At 59.7% G+C, this 18,161-nt stretch carries 22 protein-coding genes; 1 reads left to right on the forward strand and 21 read right to left on the reverse strand.

Features of this window, described 5'->3' with window-relative positions; all coding sequences use genetic code 11:
* Positions 1 to 15 precede the first annotated feature (15 nt).
* From A7K61_RS33090 to trmJ, 19 genes are all read right to left on the reverse strand, one after another.
* Complete coding sequence (locus tag A7K61_RS33090) at positions 16 to 189, reverse strand: hypothetical protein (RefSeq protein ID WP_153475168.1); 174 nt, start codon at positions 187 to 189, stop codon at positions 16 to 18.
* 65 nt (positions 190 to 254) lie between these two features.
* Entirely contained in the window at positions 255 to 1,406 is a 1,152-nt protein-coding gene (gene bamB, locus A7K61_RS07395; RefSeq protein WP_003194009.1) for an outer membrane protein assembly factor BamB, read from the reverse strand.
* Positions 1,399 to 2,040 carry a YfgM family protein gene (locus A7K61_RS07400; protein WP_032895393.1) on the reverse strand — a complete coding sequence of 214 codons (642 nt, stop codon included), beginning with the start codon at positions 2,038 to 2,040 and terminating at the stop codon, positions 1,399 to 1,401. Before A7K61_RS07400 ends, bamB begins: the two co-directional genes overlap by 8 nt.
* 41 nt (positions 2,041 to 2,081) lie before the next feature.
* Positions 2,082 to 3,371: a histidine--tRNA ligase gene (gene hisS, locus A7K61_RS07405; RefSeq protein ID WP_032895392.1), complete on the reverse strand. Its 1,290-nt coding sequence runs from the start codon at positions 3,369 to 3,371 to the stop codon at positions 2,082 to 2,084.
* Positions 3,372 to 3,394: 23 nt separating this feature from the next.
* Complete coding sequence (gene ispG, locus A7K61_RS07410) at positions 3,395 to 4,504, reverse strand: flavodoxin-dependent (E)-4-hydroxy-3-methylbut-2-enyl-diphosphate synthase (RefSeq protein ID WP_003175952.1); 1,110 nt, start codon at positions 4,502 to 4,504, stop codon at positions 3,395 to 3,397.
* 2 nt (positions 4,505 to 4,506) lie between these two features.
* Complete coding sequence (locus A7K61_RS07415) at positions 4,507 to 5,502, reverse strand: RodZ family helix-turn-helix domain-containing protein (protein ID WP_069557289.1); 996 nt, start codon at positions 5,500 to 5,502, stop codon at positions 4,507 to 4,509.
* Positions 5,502 to 6,260: a type IV pilus biogenesis/stability protein PilW gene (pilW, locus tag A7K61_RS07420; protein WP_069557290.1), complete on the reverse strand. Its 759-nt coding sequence runs from the start codon at positions 6,258 to 6,260 to the stop codon at positions 5,502 to 5,504. Before pilW ends, A7K61_RS07415 begins: the two co-directional genes overlap by 1 nt.
* Positions 6,261 to 6,272: 12 nt before the next feature.
* Positions 6,273 to 7,421, reverse strand: a complete 1,149-nt coding sequence (rlmN, locus tag A7K61_RS07425) for a 23S rRNA (adenine(2503)-C(2))-methyltransferase RlmN (RefSeq protein ID WP_003194014.1) — start codon at positions 7,419 to 7,421, stop codon at positions 6,273 to 6,275.
* A 29-nt stretch (positions 7,422 to 7,450) separates the two neighbouring features.
* Positions 7,451 to 7,876, reverse strand: a complete 426-nt coding sequence (ndk, locus tag A7K61_RS07430; RefSeq protein WP_003175956.1) for a nucleoside-diphosphate kinase — start codon at positions 7,874 to 7,876, stop codon at positions 7,451 to 7,453.
* A gap of 92 nt (positions 7,877 to 7,968) precedes the next feature.
* Positions 7,969 to 8,169: a Fe-S cluster assembly protein IscX gene (iscX, locus tag A7K61_RS07435; RefSeq protein WP_014719820.1), complete on the reverse strand. Its 201-nt coding sequence runs from the start codon at positions 8,167 to 8,169 to the stop codon at positions 7,969 to 7,971.
* A gap of 14 nt (positions 8,170 to 8,183) precedes the next feature.
* Entirely contained in the window at positions 8,184 to 8,525 is a 342-nt protein-coding gene (gene fdx / locus A7K61_RS07440) for an ISC system 2Fe-2S type ferredoxin (RefSeq protein ID WP_069557291.1), read from the reverse strand.
* A gap of 3 nt (positions 8,526 to 8,528) precedes the next feature.
* A complete protein-coding gene (gene hscA / locus A7K61_RS07445; protein ID WP_032895387.1) occupies positions 8,529 to 10,391 on the reverse strand; it encodes a Fe-S protein assembly chaperone HscA in 1,863 nt (620 codons plus the stop codon).
* Between the two features lie 51 nt (positions 10,392 to 10,442).
* Positions 10,443 to 10,964: a co-chaperone HscB gene (gene hscB / locus A7K61_RS07450; RefSeq protein WP_032895386.1), complete on the reverse strand. Its 522-nt coding sequence runs from the start codon at positions 10,962 to 10,964 to the stop codon at positions 10,443 to 10,445.
* A gap of 8 nt (positions 10,965 to 10,972) precedes the next feature.
* Complete coding sequence (iscA, locus tag A7K61_RS07455) at positions 10,973 to 11,296, reverse strand: iron-sulfur cluster assembly protein IscA (RefSeq protein WP_003175963.1); 324 nt, start codon at positions 11,294 to 11,296, stop codon at positions 10,973 to 10,975.
* Positions 11,297 to 11,324: 28 nt separating this feature from the next.
* Positions 11,325 to 11,711, reverse strand: coding sequence for a Fe-S cluster assembly scaffold IscU (gene iscU, locus A7K61_RS07460; RefSeq protein WP_003175965.1), 387 nt, complete (start codon positions 11,709 to 11,711; stop codon positions 11,325 to 11,327).
* A gap of 99 nt (positions 11,712 to 11,810) precedes the next feature.
* Positions 11,811 to 13,025: an IscS subfamily cysteine desulfurase gene (locus A7K61_RS07465; RefSeq protein ID WP_003194019.1), complete on the reverse strand. Its 1,215-nt coding sequence runs from the start codon at positions 13,023 to 13,025 to the stop codon at positions 11,811 to 11,813.
* A gap of 50 nt (positions 13,026 to 13,075) precedes the next feature.
* A complete protein-coding gene (gene iscR / locus A7K61_RS07470) occupies positions 13,076 to 13,567 on the reverse strand; it encodes a Fe-S cluster assembly transcriptional regulator IscR (RefSeq protein WP_003194020.1) in 492 nt (163 codons plus the stop codon).
* A 287-nt stretch (positions 13,568 to 13,854) separates the two neighbouring features.
* The gene (cysE, locus tag A7K61_RS07475; protein ID WP_034128028.1) at positions 13,855 to 14,640 is read right to left on the reverse strand and encodes a serine O-acetyltransferase; all 786 of its coding nucleotides are present in this window, start codon (positions 14,638 to 14,640) and stop codon (positions 13,855 to 13,857) included.
* Between the two features lie 2 nt (positions 14,641 to 14,642).
* On the reverse strand, positions 14,643 to 15,413 hold the full coding sequence (gene trmJ / locus A7K61_RS07480; protein WP_044268108.1) for a tRNA (cytosine(32)/uridine(32)-2'-O)-methyltransferase TrmJ: 771 nt from the start codon (positions 15,411 to 15,413) through the stop codon (positions 14,643 to 14,645).
* 145 nt (positions 15,414 to 15,558) lie between these two features.
* Between trmJ and suhB the strand changes: the two genes are divergently transcribed.
* Positions 15,559 to 16,374 (forward strand): inositol-phosphate phosphatase, encoded by an 816-nt coding sequence (gene suhB / locus A7K61_RS07485; protein WP_005791195.1) that lies wholly within the window; start codon positions 15,559 to 15,561, stop codon positions 16,372 to 16,374.
* Positions 16,375 to 16,579: 205 nt separating this feature from the next.
* Here the strand turns inward: suhB and A7K61_RS07490 are convergent, their stop codons facing one another.
* Both A7K61_RS07490 and secF read right to left on the reverse strand, forming a co-directional pair.
* Positions 16,580 to 17,122, reverse strand: a complete 543-nt coding sequence (locus A7K61_RS07490) for a glycine zipper 2TM domain-containing protein (RefSeq protein ID WP_003194023.1) — start codon at positions 17,120 to 17,122, stop codon at positions 16,580 to 16,582.
* A 123-nt stretch (positions 17,123 to 17,245) separates the two neighbouring features.
* On the reverse strand, positions 17,246 to 18,160 hold the full coding sequence (gene secF, locus A7K61_RS07495; RefSeq protein ID WP_032895384.1) for a protein translocase subunit SecF: 915 nt from the start codon (positions 18,158 to 18,160) through the stop codon (positions 17,246 to 17,248).
* Between the last annotated feature and the right edge of the window lies 1 nt (position 18,161).

Raw genomic sequence — 18,161 nt, forward strand, 5'->3', positions numbered from 1 at the left:
CTCCACTTCGTTATTTCAGAAAATACAAAAGCCGCTGCGGGGCAGCGGCTGGTGCTCGGGGCAGCATTTGAAATGCCACATGCCCTGCTCTGGCACTACTACTGTAGGAGCGAGCTTGCTCGCGAAAAAACCGAGAACGACGCGTTTATCCAGAAAACCCGCGTTATCGTTGACGTCCTTCGCGAGCAAGCTCGCTCCTACACAGAGCATTGAAGCAGGGCCGCCTGGGGGTTACCCCAAGCATAGTCAAACCTTTACTTGATGGTCAGGGCTTCCAGCTTGCCGCCGTTGCCATACACATAAAGCATGTTACCCACCACCAGCGGACGCGCACGCAGGCCGTCGCTGTCGATACGCTGGCGACCGACAAAACGACCGTCCACCTGGCTCAGCAGGTGCAGGTAGCCTTCGAAGTCACCGACCGCCACGTAGCTGGAGAAGACTTCCGGTGCCGACAGCTGACGGCGAGCCAGGGAGTCATTGCTCCACAGCGCAGTGGTGGAACGCTCATCGACACTTTCAACGGTGCCGGATGCCAGGCTCACATAGACGCTGCCAAACCCTTGGGCGACACCCGCATAGCTGGAAGCATCACGCTGCCAGTTGATGCGGCCGCTTTGCAGGTCCAGCGCGGCAACACGGCCCTGGTAGGTGGCGACGTAGATCGTTTCACCCGACAGCAGCAAGCCGCCGTCGATGTCTACAACGCGGTCCAGTTCGGAACGACCTTGCGGGATGGCCACACGGGTTTCCCAGGCCGGCACGCCGTTCTGGGTATTGAGGGCAACCACTTTACCGGTCGACAGGCCTGCAACGGCCAGGTTGTTGGTCACAATCGGACCACTGGTACCACGCAGGGTCAACACCGCAGGGGTGCTGTCGTACAACCAGCGTTGGTCACCGGTGGAGGCATCCAGGCCGATCACGCGGTCGTCCTGGGTTTGCACCACGACGATATCGCCGTTGGTCGCCGGTGCCGAGAGCACTTCACTGGTCACGCGAGCGCGCCATTTCTCTTCACCGGTGCTGGAGTCCAGTGCGACCACGTCACCCTTGAGGGTACCGATCAGCACCATGCCGTAGCCGACGCCCACACCGCCGGAAACCGGCAGTTCGAGGTCTTTCTTCCACTTCACGTCGCCGTTCATGCGATCCATGGCAACCACGACGCCAGTGGAATCAGTGGCCACGATGTTGTCGCCGTCAATCGCCGGCTGCAACAGGTTGTAGAGGTCGCCCTGCCCATCACCAATGGATTGGCTCCATTGTTTTTGCAGGACTACTTCTTCCTTGAAGCTGGTCAGCTCGGCAGGAGGCAGTTCTTTTTTGCTGTTGCTGCTGCAACCCGCGGCCAAAACGGCCAGAGCCAGCAATGCTGCATGTTTCCAACGGATCACGTCACGCATCCCCTTTGGCCAAGTCGTCGAGCTTGATTTGTAAGCCACCGACCGCTGCTTCATCAGACAGCGCCGCCTTGGCTTTTTGGTACGCAGCATAGGCTTCGTCGGTACGACCCAATTGGACCAACAGGTCGCCCTTGAGCTCTTCGCGAGTGGCCACGAATGCCTTGTCAGCATCGCCGTCGAGCAGTTTGAGTGCTTCGTCAGCCTTGTTCTGTGCCGCCAATACCTGTGCCAGGCGCTGACGTGCGATTTCACCCAGGGTCGGGTTGGTCGGCTTGTCGGCGATGGCCTTCAGCTCGGTGGCCGCGTCATCCAGCTTGCCGGTGTCGACCGCGACTTTCGCGACGAACAGGCTGCCGTACTGGGCGTAAGTGCTACCGCCGAATTCGTTCTTCAGCTTGCCGGCCAGGTCTGCTACCTGCGCAGGGTCAGGCTTGCCGTCCGGGGTCAGGGTAGTTTCCAGCAATTGCTGATAAACGATCGAGGCACCTTGGGACTGGTTGGCCTGATACTTGGTCCAGGCTTGCCAGCCGAACACCACCACTAGCGCCAGCAGGCCGCCTGTGACCAGGGGCTTGCCGTTACGCTGCCACCAGTCCTTGAAGTCGGCCAGTTGCTCATCATCAGTACTCGACACCCCAATACTCCTTAATCGCTAAATTCGGCTGTTCGACAGCTTCAACCCTGCACAACGCAGGTGGCCAAGTGCGCAGCGAGCGCATCAAAGGCAATGTTCTGTTGTTCGCCCTGGCCACGCAGGGGTTTGAAACCTATCACTTGCTGGGCCAGCTCGTCATCGCCGAGGATCAGTGCGTACAGCGCACCGCTCTTGTCGGCCTTCTTGAACTGGCTCTTGAAGCTACCAGCGCCGGCATTGACCTGCAGGCGCAGGCTCGGCAGTTGGTCACGTACTTTTTCGCTCAAGGCCAGGGCCGCCAGTTCGGCAGCCTCGCCGAAGGCGCATAGGTACACGTCCACCTGACGGGAAATCTCTTGCGGGACCTGCTCCAGGGTTTCCAGCAGCAGGATCAACCGCTCGATGCCCATGGCAAAGCCCACGCCCGTGGTCGGTTTGCCGCCCATTTGCTCGACCAGGCCGTCGTAGCGACCACCGGCACACACGGTGCCCTGGGCGCCGAGCTTGTCGGTGACCCACTCGAACACGGTCTTGCTGTAGTAGTCGAGGCCACGCACCAGCTTGGGGTTGATCACGTAGGGAATACCGGCTGCATCCAGGCGAGCCTTGAGGCCCTCGAAGTGCACACGGGACTCGTCGTCCAGGTAATCGGCCATTTTCGGCGCATCGACCAGCACGGCCTGGGTGTCGGCGTTCTTGGTATCCAGGACGCGCAACGGGTTGGTCTTCAGACGGCGTTGGCTGTCTTCGTCCAGCTTGTCCAGGTGGGCCGACAGGTACTCGACCAGGGCTTCACGATAGCGGCCCCGGGACTCGCTGGTGCCCAGGCTGTTGAGTTCAAGCTTGACCGCGTCACGAATGCCCAACTGGCCCCATAGGCGCCAGGTCAGCACGATCAGCTCGGCGTCGATGTCCGGGCCGTCCAGGTTGAACACTTCGCAACCGATCTGGTGGAACTGGCGGTAACGGCCTTTCTGAGGGCGCTCGTGGCGGAACATCGGGCCGATGTACCACAGCTTCTGGGTCTGGCCACCACCGGTGATGCCATGTTCCAGTACGGCGCGCACGCACGCGGCAGTGCCTTCCGGACGCAGGGTCAGGGAGTCGCCGTTGCGGTCTTCAAAGGTGTACATCTCTTTTTCGACGATGTCGGTCACTTCACCGATGGAGCGCTTGAACAGTTCGGTGAACTCGACGATCGGCATGCGGATCTGCTTGTAACCGTAGTTATCCAGCAGGCGCGCGACAGTGCTTTCGAAGTAGCGCCACAGTGGCGTCTGCTCCGGCAGGATGTCGTTCATGCCACGAATGGCTTGCAGAGACTTGCTCACATCAGATCCTTAAATTCGGTCAATCAGCCGCGAGCGATCAGCGCTGCGTCAGCGGCGACCTTCTCGGCCGCTTTCTCGCGGATCAGCTTTTCCAGCTCATCCACCAGATTGTCATTCGTTAGCTTCTGCGACGGCTTGCCGTCGATGTAAATCAGGTTCGGTGTACCACCGGTCAGGCCCACGTGGGCCTCTTTGGCCTCACCCGGCCCGTTGACCACACAACCGATCACTGCGACATCCAGCGGCACCAGCAGGTCTTCGAGGCGCAACTCCAGGTCGTTCATGGTTTTCACCACGTCGAAGTTCTGCCGCGAGCAGCTCGGGCAGGCGATGAAGTTGATACCACGGGAACGCAAACGCAGGGATTTGAGAATGTCGTAACCGACTTTCACTTCCTCTACGGGGTCTGCCGCCAGGGAGATGCGAATAGTATCGCCAATCCCTTCGGCGAGCAGCATACCGAGACCCACCGCAGATTTCACTGTGCCTGAGCGCAAACCGCCCGCTTCGGTGATGCCCAGGTGCAGCGGTTGCACGATTTCCTTGGCCAGCAAGCGGTAGGCTTCTACCGCCATGAACACATCGGAGGCCTTTACGCTGACCTTGAAGTCCTGGAAATTCAGGCGTTCCAGGTGTTCAACGTGGCGCAATGCCGACTCAACCAGGGCTGCCGGCGTGGGCTCGCCGTATTTCTTTTGCAGGTCTTTTTCCAGGGAGCCAGCATTGACGCCAATGCGGATCGGAATACCGCGATCACGGGCAGCATCCACCACGGCACGCACGCGATCTTCACGCCCGATGTTGCCGGGGTTGATACGCAGGCAGTCCACACCCAGTTCGGCCACGCGCAAGGCGATCTTGTAGTCGAAGTGAATATCGGCAACCAGTGGCACCTTGACCAACTGCTTGATACGACCAAAGGCCTCGGCTGCGTCCATGTCCGGAACGGACACCCGCACGATGTCCACACCCGCCGCTTCCAGACGATTGATCTGGGCCACGGTAGCGGCCACATCGTTGGTGTCGCTGTTGGTCATGCTCTGCACTGCGATAGGGGCATCGCCACCCACCGGCACCGAGCCGACCCAGATCTTGCGCGATACGCGACGTTTGATTGGAGATTCGCCGTGCATGACTATTGTCCCAACTTGAGGCGAGCAGTCTCGCCACTGGTGAACGGCGCCACGTCTACAGGCTGGCCGTTGTAGGCCACTTGCGCGCCACGGGCGAAGCCCAGACGCAGCGTCAAAGGAGGCTTGCCGCCCTGGTCAAGCGTATCTCCCTTACGCTTCAAACCGCTGAACAGCACTTTGCCGTTGCCATCGGTGACCTGCGTCCAGCAGTCAGCGATGAAGGTAATTTGTACGCGCCCATCACCGGCGATCAACGCAGGGCTGGTGGGAGGCGACATCGCCGGCGCTGCGGGTGCGGCTGGCGCAGGGGTCGCAGGTGCAGGTGTCGGAACCACCGGAGCCTGGGCCACGGGTGCTGCCGGAGTGCTCGGAGCAGCCGGGGCGGGTACCGCAGCCGTCGCAGCCGGGGCCGTGCCAGCGTCTGGCACCGGTTGCTCGGCAGTGGCCGGCGCTTGCGGCGCGGCTTGCCCTTCTACCACGGCCTGGTCTTCCGGCTCGTCCAGGGGGTGAATCTGGGTGGTGCCGTCGGCGCTTTCGACTTCGACATGTTCCATGGCGTTGCTGGTCAGGTCTTTGTTGCGCTGGGAGGTCTGGTCTTGCCACCAGACAAAACCGCCGCCGACCACGGCGATCAGCAACAACAGGCTGACAATCCGCAAAATGGTGTGGGAAACCCGCGTTGGCTCTTCGATACGCCCCAACCCATGGACATTACTGCCCTGGGCATCGGTGCCGGTGAACTGGTCGAACTCCTGGACCAGCACAGCCTGATCGATACCCAGCAATTTGGCATAGGCGCGGATATAGCCGCGGGCAAAGGTGTGCCCAGGCAGCTTGTCGAACGCGCCAGCTTCCAGGTTGGCCAGGGAGGTGCTGGTCAAATTGAGCTTGAGGGCCACTTCCGCCAGCGACCAACCATTGCTTTCGCGGGCCTGGCGCAAGGTTTCGCCTGGGTTGACGCGATTAGCTGCTACATCTTCCGGGTGCGCGGCTTTCATCATTGCTCCGACAGGTATTGCTGATATTCCGGCGTACCGGGATAGAGTCGTTCGAGTTGCTGGCCAAAACGTGCGGCCGTGTCGTGTTCTTCATGAACCGTCGCCAGGCGCATACCGAGCAATAGACTACGTGCATTTTGCCCGCTGAGCAGGCTAAAACGCTCGTAATAGTCACGTGCCGGCACATAATGCCTGTCTTCGTAAGACAACTCAGCCATTTCGAGCAATGCCCGTGGCTGGTGACTATTCAAATGCAGGGCTTTTTCCAGTTGCTGCCGGGCGCTGTCGCGTTGGCCGAGGCGCATCGAGGTCACACCGAGGTTCTCGAACACCCGCGAACGCTGCGGGTAGAGAGTATCGGTGGAGGCTTGCTGGAAATAACGTGACGCCAGCTCATACCGTTGCTGCTCGAACAGGAAACTGCCGTAGTTGTTCAGCAGCCGCGGGTCGGCAGGACGGGAGGCCAGGGCCTTGTGAAAATAGCGGTCGGCCAGCTCGGGCTCGGCCTGGGCCTGAAACACCAGGGCCAGCGCGGCGTTGGCATCGGCATCATCGGCGTCCAGCTCCAAGGCCTTTTTCAACGGCACCTTGGCCTGCTCGCTCATGCCTTGGCGCAGATACCCCAAGCCCAGTTGCACATAGGCAACTCGCGCCTCATCACGGCCTTTATCAGTGCGCAACGGGCTGTCATGGCCCGATGAAACGCAACCGGCCACCAGGCCGGTAAAGAGTAAAAGCAGCGCAAGGCGCAAGGGCATAGAGATCCTCTCTCAGATTCGATTCACAGCGATTTGCGGCAAATCTTCAGCGGCGTTAAGTTCGCGCACGGCGATATAACGTTCACTGCGGCGGGTGCGGTCCATCACCTGCCCAACCAATTGGCCACACGCGGCATCGATGTCTTCACCACGGGTGGTTCGCACAGTGACGTTATAGCCGGCCTGATGCAGTTGATCCTGGAAACGACGGATGGCGTTGTTGCTCGGCCGCTCGTAGCCAGAATGGGGAAACGGGTTGAACGGGATCAAGTTGATCTTGCACGGGGTGTCCTTGAGCAATTCGATCATCTCGACCGCGTGCTCCAGCTTGTCGTTGACGTCCTTGAGCATGGTGTACTCAATGGTCAACACTCGCTTCTCACCCAGGGTCGCCATATAACGCTGGCACGACTCGAGCAGCATCTTAAGCGGATACTTCTTGTTGATCGGCACCAATTGGTTACGCAATGCGTCATTAGGTGCGTGCAGCGACAACGCGAGGGAGACGTCGATGTGCTTGGCCAGCTCATCGATCATCGGTACCACGCCGGAGGTCGACAGGGTCACACGGCGCTTGGAGATGCCGTAGCCCAGGTCGTCCATCATCAGGTGCATGGCCGCAATCACGTTGTCGAAGTTCAGCAGCGGCTCACCCATGCCCATCATCACCACGTTGGTGATGGCACGGTCGACGGTCGCCGGGACGCTGCCAAAGGATTTGTTGGCAATCCACACCTGGCCGATAACTTCAGCGGCGGTGAGGTTGCTATTGAAGCCTTGCTTGCCGGTGGAGCAGAAACTGCAGTCCAGGGCACAGCCTGCCTGGGACGAAACGCACAAAGTGCCACGTTTGCCCTGGGGAATGTACACGGTCTCGACACAGCTGCCAGACGCCACGCGCACGACCCACTTACGGGTACCGTCGCTGGAGATGTCCTCGCTGACCACTTCGGGACCACGCACCTCGGCAATGGCCTTGAGCTTGTCGCGCAGGGCCTTGCTGACGTTCGTCATGGCGTCGAAATCGTCGACGCCAAAGTGGTGAATCCACTTCATTACCTGACCGGCACGGAAACGCTTCTCCCCGATTGAGTCGAAGAATTTCTCCATTTCCGGCTGAGTCAGACCCAGCAGGTTGGTTTTAACAGTCGATGTAGTCATGGATTCACCCTCACTCTTTAAGCCGATGCTTAGCGAGCGGTTACTTCAGTAGCAGCGAAAAAGTACGAGATTTCGCGAGCAGCAGCAGCTTCGGAGTCCGAGCCGTGAACAGCGTTGGCGTCGATGGACTCAGCGAAGTCAGCACGGATGGTGCCGGCAGCTGCTTCTTTAGGGTTGGTAGCGCCCATCAGCTCACGGTTCAGAGCGATAGCGTTTTCGCCTTCCAGAACCTGAACAACAACAGGACCGGAGATCATGAAGGCAACCAGGTCGCCGAAGAAGCCACGAGCGCTGTGCTCAGCGTAGAAGCCTTCAGCTTCAGCCTTGGACAGTTGCTTGAGTTTCGAAGCTACAACCTTCAGGCCGGCTTTTTCGAAACGAGTGGTGATCTCGCCGATGACGTTTTTTGCAACAGCGTCAGGCTTGATGATGGAGAAAGTACGTTGAACAGCCATGGTGTAACTCCAGAAACGGTAATTTACGAAAAATTAAACCCGCGAATTATACGCGGGTTATTGGGTATTGCCTAACTGCGTAAAAAGGCGGCTCAGTCTGCTTCTTCGATCCACAGGCCTTGAATCGCCTCCAGGACCTTCTCGCCACCCCGGTCAGGGATGTCGTCAAAATCCGGCAGCGCCATTACGAGGTCGCGCAGCTTGACGAAGTTCACGGTTAGAGGATTGACCTCAGGATGAGCTTGCGCAAGTTGTATAGCGATTTCTTGTACATCAACCCATTTCAGGCTCATGACATTTCCTTGAATCAATGCGGCGCTTCGGCCGCATGGTTGAGCGAATATTTCGGGATTTCGACGGTGAGGTCTTCAGTCCCCACTTTTGCCTGGCAACTCAGGCGCGACGTCGGCTCCAGGCCCCACGCCCGATCAAGATAGTCTTCTTCCAGGTCGTCAGCCTCATTGAGGCTGTCGAAACCTTTACGAATGATGCAGTGACAGGTGGTGCAGGCATTCACGCCGCCACAGGCACTTTCGATCTCGATATGGTTGTCGTGGGCAACTTCAAGCAGGGACTTGCCGGTCTCAGCCTCCACGACCATGCCGTCAGGGCAATGTTCGGCGTGCGGTAGAAAAGTGACCTGCGGCATCAGTTATTCCTCAATTTCGTTCAGGTTGCGGCCCGCCAGCGCGGCTTTAACCGTCTGATCCATACGGCGGGCGGCAAAGGCATCAGTCACTTGCGACAGGCGCTTGGTCTGTTGCTCGATGGCGTAGCCATCGTTGCCTTTCATCAGTTCGGCCAGTTCCTGCATCTGCAGGTCAATGACCATGCGCTCTTCGGCATCCAGCAGGCGTTCGCCATCGGCTTCAAGGGCACCCTGCACCGCTTCGAGCAGGCGCTGGGCATCCACTTGTTGCTCGCGTAATACGCGGGCGACCTTGTCGTCCCCGGCATACTGGAACGAATCCTTGAGCATCTTGGCGATTTCACCGTCAGTGAGACCGTAAGAAGGCTTGACCTGGATGCTGGCCTCAACGCCCGAGGCCAGTTCGCGCGCAGCCACGCTGAGCAAGCCATCGGCATCGACCTGGAAGGTCACGCGAATCTTGGCGGCACCGGCCACCATCGCCGGAATGCCGCGCAATTCAAAGCGCGCCAGGGAGCGGCAGTCGCTGATCAGCTCGCGCTCGCCTTGCAGCACATGAATCATCATGGCTGTCTGGCCGTCTTTGTAGGTGGTGAAGTCCTGGGCACGCGCGACGGGGATGGTGGTGTTACGCGGAATCACCTTTTCCATCAGACCGCCCATGGTTTCCAGGCCCAGGGACAACGGGATCACGTCGAGCAACAGCAATTCGCCGCCATCGCGCTTGTTTCCAGCCAGGGTATCGGCCTGGATGGCAGCGCCGATGGCGACGACTTGATCCGGGTCGATTTCGGTCAATGGTTGACGCCCAAAGGCCTCGGCGACCGCTTCACGTACGCGCGGCACACGGGTGGAACCGCCGACCATGACCACTGCACCGACGTCTTCCAACTCGATACCGGAATCACGCACAGCACGACGGCAGGCCTTGAGGCTGCGGGCGACCATCGGCTCGATCAGCGCATCAAAAGCTTCGCGGGTCAGCTGTGCCGACCAGTCACCGTAGGACACTTCAACAGAAGCAGCGTCAGTCAGCGCCTCTTTGGCCGCGCAGGCAGTTTGCAGCAGGTTGCGCTGCGCGCCTGGGTCCAGGTCGGCCGACAAGCCAGCACTGCTGATGATCCAGCCAGCAATAGCGTGATCGAAATCATCGCCACCCAGGGCGCTGTCGCCGCCGGTCGCGAGCACTTCAAACACACCGCCGGTCAGGCGCAGGATCGAAATATCGAAGGTGCCGCCGCCCAGGTCATAAATAGCGACCAGGCCTTCAGCGTGCTGATCGAGGCCGTAGGCCACCGCCGCCGCAGTCGGCTCGTTGAGCAAGCGCAGCACATTCAAGCCGGCAAGTTTCGCCGCATCCTTGGTGGCTTGGCGCTGGGCGTCATCGAAATACGCCGGCACAGTGATCACCGCCCCTACCAGCTCACCGCCCAGGGTGCTTTCTGCACGCTGGCGCAGCACCTTGAGGATATCAGCCGACACTTCCACCGGGCTCTTGGGCCCCTGGACGGTGTCGATGAACGGCATATGGGATTCACCGCCGACAAAGCGGTACGGCAGTTGGTCGCCCAATTGCTTGACGTCGGACAACCCACGACCCATCAAGCGCTTGACCGACAACACCGTGTTCAAGGGGTCTGCGGACGCGGCCAGCTTGGCCGATTCGCCCACTTCGATGCGGTCGGCGTGATAACGCACGGCGGACGGCAGGATCACCTGCCCATCGGCATCGGGCAATGGCTCGGACAGGCCGCTGCGCAAGGCAGCAACCAGGGAATTGGTGGTGCCCAGGTCAATCCCGACCGCCAGGCGACGCTGGTGCGGTTGAGGGCTTTGGCCGGGTTCGGCGATTTGCAGTAGAGCCATGGTAATCAGGTCTTATCTGTCTATCAGGCGTGCATCACGGGCAGCACTGGGTTAATCGTCGAGGCGCTCTTCTAGCTGGCGCACTTCGTAGGTGAGCTTGTCGAGGAATTGCATGCGCCGCATCAGGCGTTCGGCCTGTTCGCGTTGCGCCGCATCATCCCAACAGGCTGCGAAGCTTTCGTTGAGCTCATCCTGGGCCGCCTTCAGACGGCGCTTGAAGACCACGACGCCAGCCACATCGGCTTCGTCCTGCAAGTCTTCGAGCTCTTCGCGCCACTGCATCTGCTGCATCAGGAAGTCCGGATCATGCACGGTGACTTCCATCGGCAACTCACCGCCCTTCATCGCCAGTAAATAACGCGCGCGTTTCGGGGGGCTTTTGAGCGTCTGATAGGCTTCGTTGAGGCTGGCCGATTGCTCCAGCGCCAAGCGTTGCTCACGCTCGGAAGCGTCGGCAAAGCGGTCCGGATGCACGCCACGCGCCAACTCACGGTAGCGCGTAGCAAGCTGCTCAAGGTCCAGCCGAAAGCTCGGCTGCAGCTCGAATAAAGCGAAATGACAAGGAGTACCCACGAGTAGCCTCAGATGTTGAAGCTTTCGCCGCAGCCACACTCACCGCGCACGTTAGGGTTGTTGAACTTGAAGCCTTCGTTCAACCCTTCCTTGACGAAATCGAGTTCGGTGCCGTCCAGGTAGGTCAGGCTTTTCGGGTCGATAATCACCTTTTCGCCGTGACTTTCGAACACCTGATCCTCTGCAACCACCTCGTCGACAAACTCCAGCACGTAGGCAAGGCCGGAACAGCCCGTGGTGCGTACACCCAGACGAATCCCCTCACCTTTACCGCGCCCATTCAGGGAGCGGCGAATGTGCTGCGCAGCCGCTTCTGTCATGCTGATAGCCATCGTTGACTCCTTACTCGTCGCCAAATGCTTAGATCAAGCCTTTCTTCTGCTTGTAGTCGCGAACTGCTGCCTTGATGGCGTCTTCCGCGAGTACCGAGCAGTGGATTTTCACTGGCGGCAGCGCCAGTTCTTCGGCCAGCTGGGTGTTGCTGATGGTGACAGCCTCATCCAGGGTCTTGCCTTTCATCCATTCGGTCGCCAGGGAGCTGGAGGCGATGGCCGAACCGCAGCCGTAAGTCTTGAATTTGGCGTCTTCGATAACGCCAGCATCGTTGACCTTGATCTGCAGGCGCATCACATCGCCGCACGCCGGAGCGCCGACCATGCCGGTGCCGACATCAGGATCTTCCGCGTTCATCTTGCCGACGTTGCGCGGGTTTTCGTAGTGGTCGATGACCTTTTCGCTGTAAGCCATGGTACTGAATCCTCACTCATCAGGGCCGCTCTGGAACCCTGTAGAAACGCCTGCGTTTTCCGCCACGTTCCTACAGAGCTTGGGGGGCGGCTTCTATAGTTAGTGTGCCGCCCACTCGATCTTGGAAATATCGACACCGTCTTTGTACATGTCCCACAGTGGCGACAGAACGCGCAGCTTGTTGACGGCTTCGCAGACCTTCTGCGCGGCGTAGTCGACTTGCTCTTCGGTGGTGAAGCGGCCGAACGTAAAGCGGATCGAGCTGTGTGCCAGTTCGTCGTTGCGGCCCAGGGCGCGCAGTACGTACGAAGGCTCAAGGGACGCCGAGGTGCAGGCCGAACCGGACGATACCGCCAGGTCCTTGAGCGCCATGATCAGCGACTCGCCTTCGACGTAGTTGAAGCTCAAATTCAGGTTGTGCGGTACACGGGCGGTCATGCTGCCGTTGATGTACAGCTCTTCAAGGTTTTCGACCTGCTTGTAGAAGCGATCGCTCAGGGCCTTGATACGCACGTTTTCGGCAGCCATGTCTTCCTTGGCTACACGGAAGGCTTCGCCCATGCCGACGATCTGGTGGGTCGCCAGGGTGCCCGAACGCATGCCGCGCTCGTGACCGCCGCCGTGCATGGTGGCTTCGATGCGCACGCGAGGTTTGCGGCTCACGTACAGCGCGCCGATGCCTTTAGGGCCGTAAGTCTTGTGGGCAGAGAACGACATCAGGTCGACTTTCAGCTTGGACAGGTCGATATCGACCTTGCCGGTGGACTGAGCAGCGTCGACGTGCAGCAACACACCCTTGGAGCGGGTGAGCTCGCCGATGGCGGCGATGTCGTTGATGGTGCCGATTTCGTTGTTCACGTGGATCACGGAAACCAGGATGGTGTCTTCACGCATCGCGGCTTCGATCATGGCCGGGGTGACGATACCGTCGGTGGTCGGCTCGAGGTAGGTGACCTCGAAACCTTCACGCTCCAGTTGGCGCATGGTGTCCAGGACAGCCTTGTGCTCAATCTTGGTGGTGATCAGGTGCTTGCCTTTGGTCGCGTAGAAATGCGCCGCGCCCTTGATAGCCAGGTTGTCGGACTCGGTGGCACCGGAGGTCCAGACGATTTCGCGCGGGTCGGCATTGACCAGGTCAGCGACTTGGCGACGAGCGTTCTCGACCGCCTCCTCGGCTTTCCAGCCGAATACGTGGGAACGGGAGGCCGGGTTGCCGAAGTTTCCGTCGACCAGCAGGCATTCGCTCATTTTTTGCGCGACACGCGGATCAACCGGGGTGGTCGCTGAGTAATCAAGGTAAATCGGCAATTTCATGGACTTTCTCCTAAATCAGGCTGGCTGGCGTGCCGTTAGCTCTTCGGCTGTCACTCGACGGCGGACGCTTCGATCTTGTCCAGACGCGGCGCCTTGGTGTTGCAACGGCGCTGGTCCTGACGCTGGGCTACTTCTTGCACCTCACGGCGAGTCACAAGATCAGCCAAGCTGATACCACTCAAAAACTCATGGATCTGCAGGCTCAAGTCACACCACAAGTGGTGTGTCAGGCAGGTGTCGCCGGCATGGCAGTCACCCAAACCCTGGCATTTGGTGGCATCGACGGATTCGTTGACCGCGTCGATCACCTGGGCCACCTGAATGCCCTGCATGTCGCGGGACAACTGATAGCCACCACCCGGACCGCGAACGCTGGAAACCAGATTGCTACGGCGCAATTTGGCGAACAACTGCTCGAGATAGGACAGGGAAATGCCTTGGCGCTCGGAGATATCGGCCAGGGACACCGGCCCAGTTTGCGCGTGCAAGGCCAAGTCGAGCATGGCGGTCACCGCGTATCGGCCTTTTGTAGTCAGTCTCATGGACAAGTACCAAGGTGTTTCAGAATGGGAGCAAGTATGCGATTCCCGAGTATTTAAGTCAACTATAAGACCTAGTACTTTAGTCAGGATTACCCGTAAAAAGGGCGCGCGAATCATAGCAGGATGGGGTGGGATCGAACAGCGCAACCAGGCCTGCTGCAAGACCACCGAGCCAATGGAGATCAAATGTGGGAGCTGGCTTGCCTGCGATTGCGGTGGGCCAGCAACCTATAAGCAAGCTGATAGACAGCTATCGCAGGCAAGCCAGCTCCCACAAGAGACCGCATTCAGCCTGCCTTGGTGGTAGCGGCCTCGTCCTTGATTTCAGCAAAATCCTCTTCGCGCAGTTCAGGCAGGTCTTTGGCACAGTACGGGCTGCCCAGCTCCTTCAGCGCACCGCACATGCCCTCCAGCTTGCCGTCTACCGCCTGCAGATGATCAAGCAATTGGCCAATGGCGCGAGCCACCGGGTCGGGCATGTCCTCACTGACGCCGTAGGCATCGAAGCCAATCTTCTCGGCCATTGCCTTGCGCTTGGCCTCTTGCTCATCACCGACTTGCGGCTTGACGATGATGCGACCTGGAATACCTACAACCGTGGCACCCGGCGGCACAGCCTTGGTCACCACCGCATTGGAGCCAACCTTGGCGCCAGCACCCACGGTAAACGGCCCGAGCACCTTGGCGCCCGCCCCTACCACCACGCCATCGCCCAGCGTTGGGTGGCGCTTACCCTTGTTCCAAGTGGTGCCGCCCAGGGTCACGCCTTGATAGAGGGTGACGTCATCGCCGATCTCGGCCGTTTCGCCGATCACGATGCCCATGCCGTGGTCGATAAAGAACCGACGGCCCACCTTGGCACCCGGGTGGATCTCGATACCGGTCAACCAGCGCCCGAAGTTCGATACCAGCCGCGCCAGCCATTTCCAGCCCATGCCCCACAGGGCGCCGGACAGGCGGTGGATCCAGATCGCGTGCATGCCCGGGTAGCAGGTCAGCACTTCAAAGGCGTTGCGCGCCGCCGGGTCACGGTGGAAAACACTTTGGATATCTTCTCGCAAACGCTCGAACATTTTTAATCCTTCCGCTTAAGAAGCTCACCACGGGCCGCTTTCTGGGTTTCCGTGAGGATGCCACGCAATATGTTCATTTCAGCTCGGCTCACCGAGCTGCGGCCATACAAGCGACGCAGGCGCGCCATCAAGTGCCGTGGCTTTTCAGGGTCGAGGAATTCGATGGCGACCAGGGTTTGCTCCAGGTGCTCATAGAACCGTTCCAGCTCGTCCATGGTGGCCAGCTCGCCACTTTTGGTCGAGGCAACCTCTTCCTTTTCCACTTTGCTCGGCTGGCCGGCAGCAGCCAGCCAGGCCATGCGCACTTCATAAGTCAGCACCTGCACCGCAGCCCCGAGGTTCAGCGAACTGAACTCAGGGTCTGAGGGGATATGCACGTGGTAATGACATCGCTGCAGTTCTTCGTTGGTCAGGCCGGAGTCTTCACGGCCAAATACCAAGGCGATCTCAGCGCCGCCAACAGCCTCCTCCACCACTTTGGTGCCGCACTCACGCGGGTCCAGCAGCGGCCAAGGAATACGCCGGTCACGGGCGCTGGTGCCGAGCACCAGATTGCAGCCGACCAGGGCGTCCTCCAAGGTGGCGACCACCTGGGCATTTTCGAGCACGTCATTGGCGCCGGACGCACGGGCATCCGCCTCGTGGTGCGGGAATACCCGCGGTTCGACCAGCACCAGGCGCGTCAGCCCCATGTTTTTCATGGCTCGCGCCACCCCGCCGATGTTGCCGGGATGACTGGTATTGACCAAGACGACACGAATGTTTTGCAGCAAGGGAGGCGCTCGCGGACACAGGAAAGGGGAGCAAATCTTACAGAACCGCCTAAGGTTATGCCATGAAAGCGAACGTCGTCCTTCACCTGAAGAAAGTTTCTGCTAGAATGCTCGGCTTTCTTTAACAACCTTAGGTGACCTATCCATGCAGCCCATGCTGAATATCGCGCTGCGCGCCGCCCGCAGCGCCAGTGAATTGATTTTCCGCTCCATCGAGCGCCTGGATACCATCAAGGTCGACGAAAAAGACGCCAAGGATTATGTATCCGAGGTGGATCGCGCCGCCGAACAGAAAATCATCGACGCCCTGCGCAAGGCCTACCCTACCCACGGCATCCTCGGCGAAGAAACCGGCCTGCACAAAGGCAGCGGCGAAGGCGAAGACTACCTGTGGATCATCGACCCACTGGATGGCACCACCAACTTCCTGCGCGGCATCCCGCACTTTGCCGTGAGCATCGCCTGCAAATACCGTGGCCGCCTGGAACACGCCGTTGTGCTGGACCCGGTTCGCCAGGAAGAATTCACCGCCAGCCGTGGCCGTGGCGCCCAGTTGAACGGCCGCCGCCTGCGCGTCAGCGGCCGTACCAGCCTGGAAGGCGCTCTGCTGGGTACCGGCTTCCCATTCCGCGACGACCAGATGGACAACCTGGAAAACTACCTGGGCATGTTCCGCGCCCTGGTTGGCCAGACCGCCGGCATCCGCCGCGCCGGTGCAGCCAGCCTGGACCTGGCGTATGTAGCCGCCGGTCGTTTTGATGCGTTCTGGGAGTCGGGCCTGTCCGAGTGGGACATGGCTGCTGGCGCCCTGCTGATTCAAGAAGCAGGTGGCCTGGTGAGCGACTTCACCGGTGGTCATGACTTCCTGGAGAAAGGCCACGTCGTGGCTGGCAACACCAAATGCTTCAAGGCAGTACTGACGGCGATCCAGCCGCACCTGCCGGCTTCGCTGAAGCGTTAAGCGAGCGAGCACAAAAAAAGCACCCCTCGGGGTGCTTTTTTTTGCCTGGCATTTGGGTAATGCAGCATTTTCTGCCACAGCACATACCCAATGTGGGAGCGGGCTTGCTCGCGAATGCGGTGGGCCAGTCAAAACATCTACCGACTGACAGTACGCCTTCGCGAGCAAGCCCGCTCCCACATTTTGAACGGTGACTGCCCAGCAATTATTGCTGGTTCTGACCCAGGATCAGACGGCCTTCCTTGTCCACCGGGATCTGGCTGCCAGGGTCGCGCTCCATACGCACGGTACCTTCCTTGCCATCCAGGTTGTAACGCACGTCATAACCGACCACCTTGTCACTGATGTCGTTAACGGTGTTACAGCGAGTTTGAGTAGTGGTGTAGGTATCGCGGTTCTGCATGCCTTCCTGAACCTTGTTACCGGCGTAGCCACCACCGACTGCACCGGCCACGGTGGCCAGCTTCTTACCATTACCACCACCAATCTGGTTGCCCAGCAGGCCACCTGCGAGGGCGCCCACCACGGTACCGGCGATTTGATGTTGGTCCTGCACCGGACGCTGCCGGGTCACGGTGACGTCCTTGCAGACCTCACGCGGGGTTTTGATCTGGGTTTTCACCGGCTGTACCGCCAGTACTTGCGCATACTCAGGGCCGCTTTTTACCAGGCTGTAGGTGGCAACAGCGCCTCCGGCAGTCACACCGACAGCACCCAATACCGCACCAACCAGCAACGACTTGTTCACATGAACCTCCTGACCATCACAAGCGGACCGAAAGATCCGCGCTATACCCAGCCTTGGAGCAAAAAAAAAGGCGCGAGTTCAATACTCGCGCCTTTCTTGTAACAGCGGATCAACAAGCGCCCATCAAGGACGGTCGTCAACCTCCTTGTCGGTAGCGGCAGGAGGGATCAAGTCTTCGCTGTTGAGGTTCAGCCAGATCAGCACCACGTTGGCGATGTAGATCGACGAGTAGGTACCCGCCAGAACACCGATGAACAGCGCCAGGGAGAAGCCCCACAGGTTGTCGCCGCCGAAGATCATCAGCGCAGCAATCGCCAGCAAGGTGGAGATCGACGTCGCCATGGTCCGCAGCAGGGTCTGGGTGGTGGAGATGTTGATGTTCTCGATCAACGTCGCCTTGCGCAGTACACGGAAGTTCTCACGAACCCGGTCGAATACCACGATGGTGTCGTTGAGCGAGTAACCAATGATCGCCAGCACGGCCGCCAGTACGGTCAGGTCGAAGGTGATCTGGAAGTAGGCCAGGATGCCCACGGTGACGACCACGTCGTGGATCAGCGACACAATGGCGCCGACACCGAACTTCCACTGAAAGCGGAACGCCAGGTAGATCATGATGCCGACCAGCGCCATCAGCATGCCGAGGCCGCCCTGGTCGCGCAGCTCTTCACCCACTTGCGGGCCGACGAACTCGACGCGTTTGACCGACGCAGGGTTGTCGCCGCCCACCTTCTGCAAGGCCTCGGCTACCTGGTGACCCAGTTGCGGGTCTTCGCCAGGCATACGCACCAGCAGGTCGGTGGTGGCACCAAAGCTCTGTACCACGGCTTCGTGATAGCCGGCCTTGACCAGCTCGTTGCGCACCAGGGTAACGTCGGCCGGCTTCTCGTAGGTCAGCTCGATGAGCGTACCGCCGGTGAAGTCCAGGCCGTAGTTCAGGCCCTTATGGAACCAGCTGAACAACGCCAGAACGGTAAGGAGCACGGTGACGCCGAACGCAACGTTGCGAACGCCCATGAAGTTGATTGTACGTAACATG

The sequence above is a fragment of the Pseudomonas sp. AP42 genome, assembly GCF_001728935.1.
GTDB classification, from domain to species: Bacteria; Pseudomonadota; Gammaproteobacteria; order Pseudomonadales; family Pseudomonadaceae; genus Aquipseudomonas; species Aquipseudomonas lactis.

Excerpts from the sequence above, each read along its gene's own strand:
- suhB (WP_005791195.1), top strand. The coding sequence starts at position 15,559 with ATGCAGCCCATGCTGAATATCGCGCTGCGCGCCGCCCGCAGCGCCAGT.
- iscX (WP_014719820.1), bottom strand. The coding sequence starts at position 8,169 with ATGAGCCTGAAATGGGTTGATGTACAAGAAATCGCTATACAACTTGCG.
- ndk (WP_003175956.1), bottom strand. The coding sequence starts at position 7,876 with ATGGCTGTTCAACGTACTTTCTCCATCATCAAGCCTGACGCTGTTGCA.
- hscA (WP_032895387.1), bottom strand. The coding sequence starts at position 10,391 with ATGGCTCTACTGCAAATCGCCGAACCCGGCCAAAGCCCTCAACCGCAC.
- secF (WP_032895384.1), bottom strand. The coding sequence starts at position 18,160 with ATGTTACGTACAATCAACTTCATGGGCGTTCGCAACGTTGCGTTCGGC.
- A7K61_RS07415 (WP_069557289.1), bottom strand. The coding sequence starts at position 5,502 with ATGAAAGCCGCGCACCCGGAAGATGTAGCAGCTAATCGCGTCAACCCA.
- bamB (WP_003194009.1), bottom strand. The coding sequence starts at position 1,406 with ATGCGTGACGTGATCCGTTGGAAACATGCAGCATTGCTGGCTCTGGCC.
- A7K61_RS07465 (WP_003194019.1), bottom strand. The coding sequence starts at position 13,025 with ATGAAATTGCCGATTTACCTTGATTACTCAGCGACCACCCCGGTTGAT.
- rlmN (WP_003194014.1), bottom strand. The coding sequence starts at position 7,421 with ATGACTACATCGACTGTTAAAACCAACCTGCTGGGTCTGACTCAGCCG.
- ispG (WP_003175952.1), bottom strand. The coding sequence starts at position 4,504 with ATGCACGGCGAATCTCCAATCAAACGTCGCGTATCGCGCAAGATCTGG.
- iscA (WP_003175963.1), bottom strand. The coding sequence starts at position 11,296 with ATGGCTATCAGCATGACAGAAGCGGCTGCGCAGCACATTCGCCGCTCC.
- fdx (WP_069557291.1), bottom strand. The coding sequence starts at position 8,525 with ATGCCGCAGGTCACTTTTCTACCGCACGCCGAACATTGCCCTGACGGC.
- iscU (WP_003175965.1), bottom strand. The coding sequence starts at position 11,711 with ATGGCTTACAGCGAAAAGGTCATCGACCACTACGAAAACCCGCGCAAC.
- iscR (WP_003194020.1), bottom strand. The coding sequence starts at position 13,567 with ATGAGACTGACTACAAAAGGCCGATACGCGGTGACCGCCATGCTCGAC.
- cysE (WP_034128028.1), bottom strand. The coding sequence starts at position 14,640 with ATGTTCGAGCGTTTGCGAGAAGATATCCAAAGTGTTTTCCACCGTGAC.
- pilW (WP_069557290.1), bottom strand. The coding sequence starts at position 6,260 with ATGCCCTTGCGCCTTGCGCTGCTTTTACTCTTTACCGGCCTGGTGGCC.